Source organism: Sphingomonas sp. FW306-1B-B10E (genome assembly GCF_058782005.1).
Window position 1 is genome coordinate 64,724 of record NZ_JBYSXG010000007.1, and the last position, 14,124, is coordinate 78,847.

A 14,124-nucleotide genomic window follows, 5' to 3' on the forward strand; every position below is an offset into this window, starting at 1 on the left:
ACGATGCTGTTCACCCAGGACGACGACAGTGCCGCCAGCGACGCTGTGATGCGCGCAATGTTCGAAGCCAGGAAGCGGGTGTTCGTCGACCTGCTCGGCTGGGACCTGCCGGTCCTCGCCGACCGGTTCGAGATCGACCAGTATGACGATGCGCACGCCCGCTATCTGATTCTCGCCGATGGCGACCAGAATCACCTGGCATCGGCGCGGCTGCTGCCAACGACCCGACCCCACATCCTGAGCGACCTGTTCGCAGAGCTGTGCGCCGCACCCGCACCAACGGGCCCCGGCACCTGGGAGATCACCCGGTTCTGCCTGGACCGGAACCTCCGCGCGCTTGAGCGCCGGCGATGGCGCGACGCGCTGGTCACCGCGCTCGCCCACTATGCGCTCGGCCACGGCATCACGACCTATACCGGCGTCGCCGAGCAAGGATGGCTCGACCAGATCCTCCAGTTCGGCTGGCACGCCGAATTGCTGGGCCAGCCACGCACGATCGACCGGATGACGCTGGGCGCGCTCCGGATCGAGATCACCCCGGACACGCTCGCGCTGCTCGACGCCAACGGCATCCATGCCCCGGGAGAGCTCGAGCAGGAGGCAGCGTGATGGCCACCAGGCTCGAGCCCATCGCCCATCCGGCCCCCGCCCCGATGCGACAGCTGCTGGACCAGGGCTATTGCATCCTGCCCAACGCGCTCCCGAGCGCGACGATCAGGGCGCTCGACGATGATCTTGCGCAGACCTTCGCCGACACGCCGTTCTGCCGGGGCGGTTTCTATGGCGAGCGCACCAAGCGCTTCGGGCGGCTGCTCGCTCGCAGCCCCCTTGCCGCCGAGCTGGTCACGCACCCCGAGATCCTCGGCATCGCCGAGCATATCCTCGGGCCTTGGTGCGACTGCATTCAACTAAACCTTACCCAGGCGATTGCATTGCACCCGGGCGCGTTGCCGCAGCTACCGCACCGGGACCAGGACATGTGGCGCGGCGCCATCGGCACGACCGAATATCTCGTCAACGTGATGTGGCCGTTCACGCCCTATCGCGAGCTGAACGGCACCACGCTGCTCTGGCCCGACAGCCATGGCCCGAAGGCGCTCGATCCGACCCCCGATACCGATCCGGTCGCCATCGACCTCGATCCCGGCGACGCGCTCGTGTTCCTCGGCTCGACGCTGCACGGCGCCGGCGGCAACCGCAGCTTCGCCACGCGCCGCGGCGCGATCGTCAGCTACTGCCTGGGCTGGCTAAAGCCCTATGAGAACCAGTGGCTAGCCTATCCGCCGGAGACTGCTCGTCACTTCCCGCCCGAGCTCGCAGCCCTCATTGGCTACCGCCAGCACCGGCCCAATCTCGGCAACTACGAGGGCCAATGCCCGTCGATCCTGCTCCACGACGCACCCAACCACGCAATCGGAGCGGTCGATGCGCTGCGCCCGGACCAGCAGGCGCTGATCGAGGCGCACGTCGCCGGCCAGCGCACCAGAGGATAAGGCCATGAGTCCCGGCGCAACCTTCGAGCGCGTCTACAACGAGCTCAAGCGCATGTTGGCCGAGGGCGAGCTACCCCCCGGCAGCCCGATCGAGCCTGCCCTGATCGGCAAGCAGATCGCCTCGAGCATCACGCCAATTCGCGACGCGCTGCATCGTCTCACCGGCGAGCGCCTAGTCGAAGCACCAGACCATAATGGTTTCCGCGTGCCGCTCATAACGGAGGCGACGCTCCGCGATCTGTATGTCTGGACGGATCAAACTATCAGGATGGCGGCCAGAGGTCTTCGACATCGAGTGGCGAACGTCTCGGAGCTACCGTCTTCACCAACGCCGGACCTCGTAGCGGCGATACCGGCTTTATTTCTTGGGATTGCTCGTCTCACTGGCAGCGCAGAATGCGCCCACGCCGTCGAGAACCTGAATGACCGCCTAGCGCTCATTCGTAGGGTGGAGATCCAAGTACTGAGCAACGTCGCCGCCGAATACGGCGCGCTGCTTAGCCATTACCAGGCTGCCAACGCGGTTGGCCTTGCTCGCACGATAGGCGAGTACCACCGTCGCAGACTGCGCGCAGTTGATACGACGATCAGCGCAATCGCTCGGCTCTAAGCCACCCTGCCCGTCTTCAAACCGTACGTCGGTCACACGGATCGTGTACGCAGTTGCGGTCACCTATGAGCCGTCGGAGCAGGACGTTGTTGGCGCTTCTTGAGATCGGCCAGCTCCCGTTCCACGTCGCGCAATCGCATCTCCGAGGTCGCCCCGGCCTTCATATCGTCGATCTGCTTCTGCAATGAATCCATCTTGGCGCTACTGAGTCTCGCATCGCTCCAGACACTGTATCCGATGGGCGCGGCGATGCCGAGGAGGGCGAGAAAAAGACCGAGAATCGTGAGCGCTATGGCCCATTGCGGAAGTTTGAGGACGCGATTCGAGACTTCGGTAACGAGAGAATCCATGTCCAAGAATGTTCGCGAGAACATCTTCGATTTGTCCATTATGGCGGCTTCGTAGGTCGCGACGTCCTTCACGACTGCCGCGTGCCCCGTGGCGTGATGCTCGTGGAAAAGGATGCGGAAGAAGGGTTCGCCCTTCTTGATTACAAAGGTTTTGCTGCCGAAATTCACCAGCGCGGCAGCCAACGGACCATCCCAACCCGGATCGATTATCCCGACGTTGAGCGCCAGCACGCCATCGTGCGTCTAGGTCGTCCTCAGCGTCGCCAACCCGGTGACCGTGTCGGGCAGGACGAAGGTTTCGGCGGAAACGACCCATACGATGCCTCGCGGCGGAAGTTTAAAGCTCGATGCTCCGACCAACTCGCCTCCGCGATATATCGCTCCCACGGTGGCATCGTATGTCGTGGCTCGCTGCCCTTTCGGTGCCGCGTTCCTTACAATCCCCTTGCTGACGATCTCAGCCTCAGTAAGCACCACGCGATGATCCCCCCCGATATCTCGAATTACCCGCCGGCCGATTTCTCTAGCCAGACGGAGATTGATCATCATTTCATGGCGATCGCTCTCGAAGAGCGCAGCCAGTCCGACGATCCCAAGGCACAAATCGTAGCCCAATCTGGCGTGGCTGCAATCATTGTCAAAGATGGTCTGGAATTGTCGAGATCGGCTAACGTGCTACCGCCGCGCCTTGCAGCCGCGATGGCGAAGGCGAACGAAAGCATAGCGGGAGGGGATCGCTATTTCGTGATAGAACATGCCGAACGAGCAGCGTTGTTCAAAGCATGGCAGGCCGGGCTGAGTACGGTCGGTGCGACCATGTACTGCACGCGGTTCCCTTGCAGCGATTGCGCGCGTGCCATTTCTTGGTCGGGGATCGCGCGCATCGTTTTGCCTAGAGGATTTGCGGGCGAGCAACGCTGGATCGAGGCTCAGCGCGCCGCCCTTCGAATTTTGCGGCAATCCGGCGTGACGGTGCGCTACCTTGGAACGCGACTCGATTGAGTTGACCAACGATCTCCGCACCCGCGTCTCACAGATGTTAAGTGGCATAGTGGGCGCTGCCAGGGAGATCGTTTGCTTCGCCAAGGACCATTTTTCGGGCCTCCGCGGCACCGGCAAACGGACTTTTAGGCTCCGCTCGCTGGCGTGTGAACTTCCACCGTCATGCCCGGCAGCTCGATGATGGACGTGCCACCGGAATCCTTCCGCTTCCGCTCGCGATTGCGACTCTCGGTGATCGCCGAGACAAAACCTTCGCATGCCGGGTCGTGCATCGCTTCCGTTAGGGCGTGCCAACTGGTCCACGAAGCGCGGGGATCAAATCTCGTCTCTCCCGTAAAGCGGGTGGAGTGACGTGCCATGACAAGGAGCTCGGGCGGGACATCGGCCGCATCGCCCCATCCGTAAAATTTAGCGATCTCGGCGCAAGTTCGGCCGCCGATCCACCCGTGAACCTTATCGACCCATTGGTTGCCTTTTTCGAGTAAGTTCGCGCGTCGGCTGTCGCGCTCCTTCAAACAGAAACCGTGGACGTCGTACCATTTCAGCTGCACGAATACGACGACGCCGGTGTCTCGGTCCAGGACGATTGCGTCGGAGTCGGTTAGCTTGGATTTGTCCGCTCGACGAAGCGTGAGACCTTTTTCGAGGACCTTGTATCGCGGCTCCGGGAGGAGCCGCCGCAGGTCTTCGCGGAAGACGCTTTCGCGACCTTCGACGATCGTATCCCAATCGGTGCGATAGGTTCGGCGAAGATGGTCGAGAAGGCCCGAATGCGAATTCATTAGGCCGCCGAAGAGCGGCAGTAGAACGAAATCTGCGCCAGCGTCGATATAGTAGGGAAGCGGTATCTCGTGCCGATTTTCGTCCCATGCCACGTTCTCGGCATCTAGGGAAAGCCCGGCCATCAACTGCTCCGCGCGAGTTCGATCGTTTCCACGTTCCATCAGGACGTCGACGATATCGTCCCGCCGAGCGAATACCGTCAGCACGTTGCGTGGATTCAATTCTGGGAAGCGCTCGCACAGGCAGCCGGCGGCATCGACGTGCTGCAGTACCGTCCCGTAGGCGGCGGTAGAAGCATCGCTCCAGTCGCTGAAAGGACGACCGCCTATCGAGGCCGTTGCCGGCAGCGCGTGAGCTTCGATCGTACCGGCGGCCTCGATGCCGGCGTGCCCCCGATAGTGGTCAACTAAGAACTGGTCGTTGTCGTAACCAATGAACCAGCCCTCGACGACCTGGCCGTAGCGGTCCAAGCGCCTACGCACCTCTGGGTTCCTCACCGCCAGATTGGGGTGCCGTTCGAGCAATGCGGCGCGTGCCCGCGCATTTGCCGCGTGTCCTGCCTCGACCTCTATCCTTTCCTCGACGTCGGGCACGGCCTCGATGAGGATTCTGTCGCCGACGACCTTGGTTTTGGTTAAGCCGTAACGCTCCATCGCCGCCAAGCGAATCGCCGTCGCAAAGCGGCCGCAGGTCGCCAAGTGATTGTCGAACGCAGGTTGGTACTCAAGCGGGCTGGGTCCCCATGGAAGCGGTCCGGAGATACCTTGGACCGCTTGGAGAAGCGGGCGGAGCGCCGTTGCCGCGCCGCGAAGTATCATCGCGGGCTGGCTACCGTGGTCGGCCCTTGAGACGCACTGCAAATAAGCGGCGAAGTCGAGAGCTCGAACTAGTGAGATCAGTAGGTCTTGCTCATAGCCGCGCCAGTTTCCCGTCACCGCGGCGGTGTATCTATCGCGCTGAGCGATCAAACGTCGTTCCGCCGTTGTCATATGAGACGCCCCTCATTGCTCGGCTGATCGCGTTTCGCGATCTCGTCACCTTTGTCGAGAGGGATCCGCTCCAATGCGGCGCGAATAGGCGAGCTATTTAGCTATAGAAGCAGTCTCGAGAGAGCGTCTTGGACCGGGTGCCTATGCGGTCTAATGGGACGCTCCCATCACCGGCGTCTCGAGTGAACACCCGCTAATCGGCGATCATCGTCGCAATTTCAGTTTGCCAATCCTGGGCCGGGTTGAACGCCGACACGATCGATGGAAGCGCGAGCTCGAAGGTGAGGCTGTCCGGTGCCGCGAAGGTCTGTTCGACCAGCCCGCGGTCGAGCAGGCGCATCGCGGGATCCTCCACCTCATAGAGGCGCGTGAAGGTCAGCGCGTAGCGCTGCTGATACACGCTCCAGCCGCGCATCGCGTCATGCTCGTAGCTTGGCGCGCCAGGACCACCATAGCTCGCGATCATAGAGAGCAGCTGCGCCTGGACGGGCGTGCGCTCGTCGCCTCCATCGGAGAGCATCGACAAAAGGTCATCGACAAGCTCAGGCAAGCTCTGCCCGCCATGCTCGACCAGCTCGAGTCCGACGCTCAGCAGGTGAAGCTTCTCGACCCCGCCATCCGGCAGGGGCTGGGGCTCAAGCTGATGAACGCCGCTGAACTTGTGGCGCGAGGCGGCGCCCAGCGTCGCTTTCACCTCAAGGCCATGAGGACCGATCGCGAAGTCGCGTCCGGGCGCCCAGCCACGCCATGCTGGCAGCCTGCTCGACCGTTCGTCTCGCGGGCTTGCCAGCAGCAGGGTACGCAGCACCTGCAGTTCAGCGAGCAGCCCAAGGATCGTCTCGCTCGACAAGGCGGCGCGACGGATCGCCAGCTCGATGATGGGCTCGACCTCGTTGAACGCGCGCTGGAGCGCCGCGTCGCTCGAAAGATCGAGCCGGCCAAGCTCGGTCGCTATCAGCGCTGCGACAGCCGCAAAATGAGCGTCGGAGCCGAGCAGGACGCGGCTCGCCTCAAAGACCGCCCCGCCGCCGCTTGGGTTCCAGCGATCATGCTGGAGGCTTGCCGCTACCGTCGCGGAACGCGCCTCAAGCTGCGGTCCAAGCAGGAAGATCTCGAACGCGCCGACCGCCGTCACCGCGGCGCCCAGCCGGCCCGGCACGATCCAGATCAGTTCGCGCGCCTCGCCTTCGGGTACACCGAGCGCCTCCAGCCGATCACGCAGCACCTCGTAGGAAGGGGCGGCGGGCATCAGCGACGCAGTGCCGCAATATGATCAGGCCCCCCATCGGGCAAGCCAAGCCCGATCGTGACCATGTCCGGACCGCCATCTGGGTCTTTGATCAGATGAAGAAGCGCAAGGCCCGGGTGACCGCGCGGTCGCCATGTCTGTCCGCCTTGCAGCCGTGGGATCGGAGGTGTCTTGTGGTGATGATAGTCGATCAACTGGTCGCCAAGATAGCCGCCGCTGCCATAGCCCCGGCTGCCCCAGAGCGTGTTGAGCTGATCGAGCGGCCCAAGCGCCCGCTCCATGGAGCCGATCCCGGCATCGCGTAGCACCGCGTCGGTTGCGCGATGCTCGCCAGATCGGATCGCCAGGTAGAAGCGCGGGCTCTTGCGAGCGTCGAGCTGCGACCAGGGGAGATCGGCCTTGTCGGTCGCGTGAAACCCGGGCGAGTGATGACCATGGGTCATGGCGTGCCACAGCCGGAGATAGGCGGCGATCGAGTAGGGGCAGGATCGCGGCTGGGCTGCATAGGGCTTGGGCGCGTCTCCGGGCGGCCGAAAGAACGGCTCGTCGACGCTTAGCAGGTGCTGAAGGCTGACCCAGCGTCGGCTCAGCTCCTCGTCGCGGCAGGGATCGTGGCGGGTGTAGCGGAAGGTGTCGAGCAGGTCGGCCAGTTCGAGCAGGCTGAGCGGCTGGTCCCGGATCAATCCGAGGTCGCGGTTCGAATCGATCTCGCTCCAGCGGCCCTTCGCCAAGGCATCGCGAGCGATTCCGACATTGACATCAGCAAGGCGCTCATCGGCACGCTCGACAAGCTTGATCTGCGGGCTCGCGCCCGGGCTCAATGGAGCCTTGCGCGTGTCTACCTTGCTGGTCGCGACGAAGCTCTCGCCCTCGAGCACCAGCGTGCTCGCCTCCAGCGTCTCGTCGGGCATGGCCATGCGCTGGATGACCAAGGACTTCAGCGCCTTGTCCCGCTGATTATACTGGCGGAACAGGGCGAGCTGATCGGCGTGGAGCAGCACCCGGCAGAACGGCAGATAGGGGCCGCGATAGCCAAACCAGCGCTGCATCTGCATCTGCGTGTCCGCGGCGGGCTCGTTGCTGCTGCGCAGGAAGAGGCTCGTCGCCAGCCCTTCGACCGTCAGGCCCCGCGACAGGATGTTTCCGGCGATGAAGATCGTGAAGATGTCTGCTGGCGCGCGCCATCCGTCCGCCGCCAGCATCGGCTCGAACGCGGGCCGGTCGTCCGCATTGGGATCGCTGTTGAGGATACGCATCGCCACGCGGGGCAGCACCTCCTCCTCGAGCAGCGAGCGAACCTCGTTCCATCGATCGGCGCCGGTCGGCGGATAGCTGCCACCGGGGAGGCCGGCGAGCGCCAGCCGGCTTTCCTCGAAGCTGGCTAGGCAGTCTCGCCATTTGTCCTCCTCGAGGCCGATGCGGCGCTTGAGGCCCTCTGGATCCAGCCGCACGATTGGATCGCCAGCCGCGTCCTCAGGCAGCTCGATCGCCGCCTCGCCGCCGGGGGCGCTCATCGACCAGCGAGCCAGATCCTCGGCTGCCTGGAAGTGCGCATCCTTGCGAGCGGAGGGATGAAACATCATCGTGTGCGGGCTTGGCAGCGCCGCCCTGAGGTCTTCGAGCGCGCTGAACACCGCGCCCTCGACCGCGCTCAGCCGCTTGCGGTCGAGCAGAAGGCGCGCGGCGCCAGCGACAAGATAGTGGCGCATCGCGCTGCCGATCATGTCCCACCGCACCTGGGCGAGCCGCTCGGCGAATGCCTGGCCGGTCTCGCCTGGCTCCTGCACCGGGGACGGATAGGCGTTGGCGAGCGAACCGGGGAGGCTCGCCAGCTGCTCATAATAGAGGTCGCCGCCGCAATAATAGCCCAGCAGACCTTTAGGCTCACGGAAGGTGAGCTGGCGCGGATCGACCTCTCCAGTTTGTGCCGGCACGCGAAGCGCGGCGCTGAACTGCCGCGGCGCGAGCGGGTTATGCGATTCCTGCAGATAGTTGGCTTGCGGCGTCGCGGTATATGCGACGTAGCTCGCGCGCAGCTTGGGATGCCGGCTGGTCGAACTGCGGTGGCTGCCGCTCCACAGTCCCGCGATGAAGCGTGGCGTGATCTTCTCCGAAGCGGCGCTATCGAGGACCGAGGCGTCATCGGCCTCGTCGTCGAGCACGAGCAGCGTAGTGGGCCGCGCGCGCGCGTCGAGCACGGCGTCGCCGAGCACGGCGCTCAGCATCCGCGCGAGATGGTTGAGATGCTCATCGAGCTTCGGCACCACGATGAGCATCGGCCGCCCCGCGCGCACGGCGAGCGTCGCCTGCGCGCGCTTGAGGTAGCTGGTCGGTCCAAGGCGCTCGGCACCCAGCACGTCCTCGGGCTGGGGCAGCAGCAGCCGCGCGGCGTTGCGCTGATACGCCGTCTCGAAGCTTGATCCATCAAGCTGCTCGAGCATGCGCTGATAGGTTTGCAGCCACAGCCCGACGCGCGTGCCCGCCAGCAGCACGACGATATCGACGCCCCGGTCGAGCGCGAGGCTGGCGACGCCGAGCATGCTCGCGGTCTTGCCGGACTGCACTGATCCGATAACCATCCCCGTCCGGACGCCATCCTCCGGCCAGGCGCTCGGGTCGATGCTTTCGGCGCTCATTGGAAGCGCCTTGTCGACGATGAAGCGCGCGTCAGCCTCGAGCACCGCCATCGCGGACGCCGAGAGCTGGCGCGCCGCAGCCGCGCGGTAGTGCGGCCACCATCCTTCAGCCAGCTGCGCGAGGTCGGCGTCGCCCTCGCGCGCAGGCACGACCGTGACCGAGCCGAGAGCCGGGCTCTCAGCCATCAACCTGCAGCGTGCGCAGCTCGGCAAGGATATCGATGGCAGAAGTGCCGAAGCGCTCCTCCAGGACCGCCTTGCTCTCCTCGGGAGTCACGCCGAGCGTCTCCATGATGCTGATCAGCGAGTCTGAGATATGCTGCCACTGGGTCTTGTTCTGCGTGCTGTCCGGACCTTTCTTCGTGCTGGTCAGCGCGCGCACATCCTCGCTTCTGTCGAGCAGCAGGTCACGCTTTCCAAGCAGCACGAGCAGCAGGCACGAGCCGAGGCTCGCGACCGCGCCCAGCTCCTCCCACTTGCCATTCTCCTTCTTGCCGCGGAAGCGTGGATGCCAGGCTTGCTCCGCCTCGGCATGAAGCTCGATCGCGTCGACCAGCGCGCGCGCCAGCACAGTGAGCGTGGCGTTGGTCTTGAGCCGCTGCAGCTTGCCGTCCTTCGGCTCGATTGCGTCGAGGAAGCCGTCGATATGTGTCGCGGTCGATGGCGCGCGAAGCTGGCCAGGCGTGCCGGTCGGATGAAGCAGGGTCGCGATCATCCACAGCAGGACCTTGCTCCGGCGGAATCGCGTGGTGCTGAAGCCCATCTCGTTGATGACCGAGTATGCGAACGTAGGGTCGATGCCCGCATCGACCGCGTACCGCGCCATGTCCGGGTCAGGGCGATCGCCACCGATGTACAGAACCAACTGCATGATCTTGAGGTGGTTGTAGACGGCGTTGCGGATCTCCTCCGCGTTCAGCTTGACGCCCTGCTTGTTGTAGATCGTGAACACCTTGTGGATGTCACGCACATCGGTGTCCTCATATTTGAGGATGGGAATGCGGTAGACGGACGCGTTCGACTCGAAGAGCTTGCGGACGGTGGTCGGCTTCCCGCCGATCGAGATCTGCACGTCCTTGATCTCGTCGAAGAACTTGCCCGACACGGGACGAAGCGGGTCCCCGCTGTCGTAGGTGCGCGCCTTGAACGGCATATAGTAGGTCCGCATGTCGTCGGTCGTGAGTTGGTGCTTCTTCGCGAACCTTCGGAAGTTGGTCCGAAACAGCTCGAGGTCGGACTTTTCCTTGGCGTAGGCGATCGCGCTCGGGTGGGCTCCGACGAAGCGCAGCAGCGAGGTCAGGCGCTGCTTGCCGTCGACGATCTGCAGCTTGTCGTCATCCGCGACGCTCGCGAGGATGATCGATGGCAGCGGGATGCCGCAAAGCACCGACTCGATCAGCTTCTGCGAGTCCGGCGTCGACCAAATATACTCGCGCTGATAGGGCGGATCGAGATCAAGCTCATTGTCCATCGCGTGGCCGACAAATTCGACGATCGGCCAGGTGTCGACGCTAGCGTTGATGTTGCGCGGCTCGCTCGCCTCAGGCTCATCCCACTCGTGCGCCCATTCTGCTGACGCTGTCGCTCGGGTCGCGCCCTCCTCGATCGAATCCGAATATTGCCGGCTGCGCGCGTCGGCGCGCGTCAGGCGCGTCTCTAGCGCCTGCACGCCGGCCTCCGTCATGCGAACCACGCCGTCAGTAACGGTAAAGCGCAACTGATCGGAATCCTGTGCCAGCTGCGCGAAGAGAGTTTCGGCAATCTTTGGCTCGGGATCGTCTGGCCTCAGCGCGTCTTCGAGACGCAGCCATCCTTGCACATCGACCACGCGGGCGAGCCAGCTATTGTCCTCAAAACCGACATCCTCGGATTTAAACTCGCTCGGCGGCTGCGCCGACACGTTTGCAGGCAACTGCGGGCGCCGTGATAGGCTGCTCAGCAGCGTGGCGATATCGCCATACTCGATCTCGTCCAAATGCCCCTCCCTTAAGCGTGGATCACGCTGCAGGCCTCGCAGAGGTGCCGCTTCGAAATTGCGAGCGCAACCATTGATTTCCACCATTTTGCTCATGCCCGCTTGCGTATTGGCTAGCAACTGGTCGAGAAGATGCTAGCGCGACGTGCGTCGCGCGTGTTTGCGGTTAAGGGGGTGCGCTGAAGGTGGGGAAGCTCAGGTTCGTTGACCTGTTCGCCGGTCTCGGCGGCTTCCATCTCGCGCTGTCCCGGCTCGGCCATGATTGCGTGCTCGCCTCGGAGATCGATCCCGAACTGCGCGCGATCTACAAATCGAACTTCGGCATCGAGCCGGCCGGCGACATCCGCGAGATCGATCCTCGGGCTGTGCCGGACTTCGACCTGCTCTGCGGTGGATTTCCGTGCCAGCCATTCTCCAAGGCTGGCGCGCAGGCGGGCCTGGCCTGCGAGCGCAATGGCGACCTCGCCAGCGTGGTCATCGCCTGGATCAAGGCGCGGCGGCCGCGCTACGTGATCTTGGAAAATGTGGCGAACTTCGAACGTCACGATGGTGGACGCACCTGGCGCTGGCTCGACCGCGAGCTTCGCCACGCGGGCTACCCCTTCGTGCGCAAGATGGTGCTTTCGCCGCACCGCTTTGGCGTGCCGCAGATCCGCGAGCGGCTGTTCATCGTCGCCTCGCGCGATCCCGCGACGAACTTCAACTGGCCGGAGCCGGACGACGCGCCGACCAGCATCCGCTCGGTGCTCGAGCCGCCCGAGCCCGGCGCGCGCATCTCGCCCAAGATCGAGCAGGCGATCGAGATCTGGGCCGACTTTGTTCGACGCTATCCGAAGAACGCCAGGAAGCCCCATTTTCCGGTCTGGGCCGCCGAGTTCGGCGCGACCTATCCCTACATCACGACGCCGCCGCTCGCCGCGCGCGGCGCGGCGCGCTATAGGCGCGGAAGCTTCGGCGTGCCGCTCGAAGGCCTCGAGGACGACGCGCTCGAGGCTGCGCTCCCGCCCTATGCGCGAGGGGTGAAGCCATTTCCCGGCTGGAAGAAGGGCTTCATCGATCTCAACCGTCAGCTCTATGCTGAGCATCGGAGCTGGATCGACCGCTGGCTGCCGCAACTGGAGGGTCTCGAGCCGAGCTATCAGAAGTTCGAATGGAACTTCGATGCTGGAATCACGGACGTGTGGGACAGCGTAATCCAAATGCGCGGCTCGGGGATTCGCGCCAAGTCGCCAACGACAGCGCCAGCGCTGATCGCCTCGAGCACCTCGCAGGTGCCGATCATCGGATGGGAGCGCCGCTACATGACCGCGCGCGAATGCGCGCGGCTGCAGGATATGGGCGAGCTGGAGACGTTGCCGCGCTCCTTCACGGGAACCACCCGCGCGCTCGGCAACGCCGTGAATGCGCACGTCGTCGAGCGCGTAGCCCGCGAACTGGTGGGCACGGCGCCACGCTTGTCGCTGGTGGCCAATGGCTAGCATGATCCAGGATATCGAGACCGTCAGCATCCGGCCAGGCGTGAGCCTGCTAAGCGTGCTGCCGCACCTCAACTACAAGCCATGGTACGCGCTGGCCGAGTTCGTCGACAACGCGATCCAGTCCTATCAGGCGAGCCGCTCAGCCCTGCGCAAGGTCGAGGGCAAGGCCTTCACGCTCGCGATCGACATCGACATCGACGTCGAGCAGGGTGAGATTGTCGTGCGCGATAACGCGGCAGGCATCGCCGCCGCGGCGTATGCGCGCGCGTTCCGGCCCGCCGAGGCGCCGCTCGACGCGACGGGGCTTTCCGAGTTCGGCATGGGCATGAAGAGCGCGGCGGCTTGGCTCTCGCCGCGCTGGAGCGTGCGCACCTCGGCGCTTGGCGAGCCGGTCGAGCGCACCGTCTCGTTCGACATCGAGGCAATCGTCGCGAGCACCGCTGAGGAACTCGAGGTCACGAGCAGCCCTGCGCCGCGCGACGCACACTATACCGAGATCGTGCTGCGCGACCTGCGGCGCGCGCCGCGCAGCCGTACGCTCGGCAAAATCAAGGAGCATCTTGGCAGCCTATACCGCAGTTTCCTGGCGCGGGGCGATGTCGTCATCACGCTCGACGGCGAGCCGCTCGCCTTCGACCAGCCCGAGGTGCTCGTCGCGCCCTATTGGCGCACCCCAAATGAGGCGCCTCGCGAATGGCGGGTGCCGATCCGCCTGGAGCTGGATCGGGGCCGCCGGGTGGAGGGCTGGGCGGCGCTTCGCGCCAAAGGCTCGACCACGCGCGCCGGCTTCGCGCTGCTTCGCCGTGACCGGGTCATAGAGGGCAGCGGCGATGAGCCCTATCGTCCACGCGAGCTGTTCGGCTCCTCTAACTCGTTCACCTATCAGCGGCTGTTCGGCGAACTGAGCCTGATCGGCTTCACCGTCAGCCACACCAAGGATGGCGTGCGCTGGGATGAGGCTGAGGAGGAACTGATCAGCAAGCTCAAGGCGCATCTCGCGCGGGCTAGCATGCCGCTCCTGGATCAGGCGCAGAACTGGCGCGCCGGCGATCAGGAGCGCAGGGCGCCGCCGGAGCCTGCCTCGGCACCTGAGCCGAGCCTCGCCACGGCCCCGCCGGTGGAGGCGCCTCGGCCGCGCACGATCCGCAAGCCGTCGCGCGTCACGCCGGCAGCGGTGGCCGTCGAGCATGGAAGCGGCTGGCGGCGCACGCAGATCGAGCTTGGCGGCGAGCGCTGGGATGTCGATCTCGCGCTCGACTATGACGGCGGCGATGAGGATTGGCTCGCGGTCAGCACAGCGCCGCGGCGAGACGGAGCGCGTCAGCTGCAGGTTCGACTCTCCATGCGGCACCCGTTCTCCGAAGCGTTCGTCGAGGATGCCGGCACGATCAACGAGGGCGTCGCGCGGCTCGCCACGGGGCTCGCCATCGCGGAGGTGATCGCGCAGGAGGACGGCGTGCGCTACTCGGGCCGGATCCGCAGCTCGCTCAACGAACTGCTGCTGACCGAACTGGCCGAGCGCTAGGCACTTGCCGCCCGCGTCGCGGCGCGGCACGACG

General features: G+C 64.7%; 11 protein-coding genes. 6 read left to right on the top strand and 5 right to left on the bottom strand.

Annotation, left to right across the window (positions count from 1 at the left end; all coding sequences use genetic code 11):
• The first annotated feature begins 3 nt into the window (after positions 1-3).
• The 3 genes from AC3WJI_RS04510 to AC3WJI_RS04520 are packed head-to-tail and all read left to right on the top strand — an operon-like array spanning position 4 to position 2,103.
• Positions 4-609 carry an acyl-homoserine-lactone synthase gene (locus AC3WJI_RS04510; RefSeq protein WP_492756052.1) on the top strand — a complete coding sequence of 202 codons (606 nt, stop codon included), beginning with the start codon at positions 4-6 and terminating at the stop codon, positions 607-609.
• The gene (locus AC3WJI_RS04515; RefSeq protein WP_492756053.1) at positions 609-1,493 is read left to right on the top strand and encodes a phytanoyl-CoA dioxygenase family protein; all 885 of its coding nucleotides are present in this window, start codon (positions 609-611) and stop codon (positions 1,491-1,493) included. The genes AC3WJI_RS04510 and AC3WJI_RS04515 overlap by 1 nt, the downstream gene beginning before the upstream one ends.
• A gap of 4 nt (positions 1,494-1,497) precedes the next feature.
• Positions 1,498-2,103: a GntR family transcriptional regulator gene (locus AC3WJI_RS04520; RefSeq protein WP_492756054.1), complete on the top strand. Its 606-nt coding sequence runs from the start codon at positions 1,498-1,500 to the stop codon at positions 2,101-2,103.
• A gap of 59 nt (positions 2,104-2,162) precedes the next feature.
• On the opposite strand, the gene AC3WJI_RS04525 is transcribed toward AC3WJI_RS04520, so the two are convergent.
• A complete protein-coding gene (locus tag AC3WJI_RS04525) occupies positions 2,163-2,684 on the bottom strand; it encodes a dCTP deaminase/dUTPase family protein (protein ID WP_492756055.1) in 522 nt (173 codons plus the stop codon).
• Between the two features lie 249 nt (positions 2,685-2,933).
• Between AC3WJI_RS04525 and AC3WJI_RS04530 the strand changes: the two genes are divergently transcribed.
• Positions 2,934-3,455, top strand: a complete 522-nt coding sequence (locus tag AC3WJI_RS04530) for a deaminase (protein ID WP_492756056.1) — start codon at positions 2,934-2,936, stop codon at positions 3,453-3,455.
• A gap of 125 nt (positions 3,456-3,580) precedes the next feature.
• Here AC3WJI_RS04530 and AC3WJI_RS04535 read toward each other — a convergent pair whose 3' ends face one another.
• The 4 genes from AC3WJI_RS04535 to AC3WJI_RS04550 form a co-directional block, all read right to left on the bottom strand.
• Positions 3,581-5,227, bottom strand: coding sequence for a hypothetical protein (locus AC3WJI_RS04535; protein WP_492756057.1), 1,647 nt, complete (start codon positions 5,225-5,227; stop codon positions 3,581-3,583).
• 193 nt (positions 5,228-5,420) lie between these two features.
• The gene (locus AC3WJI_RS04540; RefSeq protein ID WP_492756058.1) at positions 5,421-6,476 is read right to left on the bottom strand and encodes a PD-(D/E)XK motif protein; all 1,056 of its coding nucleotides are present in this window, start codon (positions 6,474-6,476) and stop codon (positions 5,421-5,423) included.
• Positions 6,476-9,298 (bottom strand): Z1 domain-containing protein, encoded by a 2,823-nt coding sequence (locus AC3WJI_RS04545; protein WP_492756059.1) that lies wholly within the window; start codon positions 9,296-9,298, stop codon positions 6,476-6,478. The genes AC3WJI_RS04540 and AC3WJI_RS04545 overlap by 1 nt, the downstream gene beginning before the upstream one ends.
• Complete coding sequence (locus AC3WJI_RS04550) at positions 9,291-11,087, bottom strand: DUF262 domain-containing protein (RefSeq protein ID WP_492756060.1); 1,797 nt, start codon at positions 11,085-11,087, stop codon at positions 9,291-9,293. Before AC3WJI_RS04550 ends, AC3WJI_RS04545 begins: the two co-directional genes overlap by 8 nt.
• 185 nt (positions 11,088-11,272) lie before the next feature.
• Between AC3WJI_RS04550 and AC3WJI_RS04555 the strand changes: the two genes are divergently transcribed.
• Together AC3WJI_RS04555 and AC3WJI_RS04560 are read left to right on the top strand one after the other, a co-directional pair.
• On the top strand, positions 11,273-12,565 hold the full coding sequence (locus AC3WJI_RS04555) for a DNA cytosine methyltransferase (protein ID WP_492756061.1): 1,293 nt from the start codon (positions 11,273-11,275) through the stop codon (positions 12,563-12,565).
• Positions 12,558-14,090 (top strand): ATP-binding protein, encoded by a 1,533-nt coding sequence (locus AC3WJI_RS04560; RefSeq protein ID WP_492756062.1) that lies wholly within the window; start codon positions 12,558-12,560, stop codon positions 14,088-14,090. The genes AC3WJI_RS04555 and AC3WJI_RS04560 overlap by 8 nt, the downstream gene beginning before the upstream one ends.
• Positions 14,091-14,124: the final 34 nt, after the last annotated feature.

Bases quoted from the DNA above. Each gene is read 5' to 3' on its own strand.
- AC3WJI_RS04510 (WP_492756052.1), top strand. From the start codon at position 4: ATGCTGTTCACCCAGGACGACGACAGTGCCGCCAGCGACGCTGTGATG.
- AC3WJI_RS04515 (WP_492756053.1), top strand. From the start codon at position 609: ATGGCCACCAGGCTCGAGCCCATCGCCCATCCGGCCCCCGCCCCGATG.
- AC3WJI_RS04520 (WP_492756054.1), top strand. From the start codon at position 1,498: ATGAGTCCCGGCGCAACCTTCGAGCGCGTCTACAACGAGCTCAAGCGC.
- AC3WJI_RS04530 (WP_492756056.1), top strand. From the start codon at position 2,934: ATGATCCCCCCCGATATCTCGAATTACCCGCCGGCCGATTTCTCTAGC.
- AC3WJI_RS04535 (WP_492756057.1), bottom strand. From the start codon at position 5,227: ATGACAACGGCGGAACGACGTTTGATCGCTCAGCGCGATAGATACACC.
- AC3WJI_RS04540 (WP_492756058.1), bottom strand. From the start codon at position 6,476: ATGCCCGCCGCCCCTTCCTACGAGGTGCTGCGTGATCGGCTGGAGGCG.
- AC3WJI_RS04545 (WP_492756059.1), bottom strand. From the start codon at position 9,298: ATGGCTGAGAGCCCGGCTCTCGGCTCGGTCACGGTCGTGCCTGCGCGC.
- AC3WJI_RS04560 (WP_492756062.1), top strand. From the start codon at position 12,558: ATGGCTAGCATGATCCAGGATATCGAGACCGTCAGCATCCGGCCAGGC.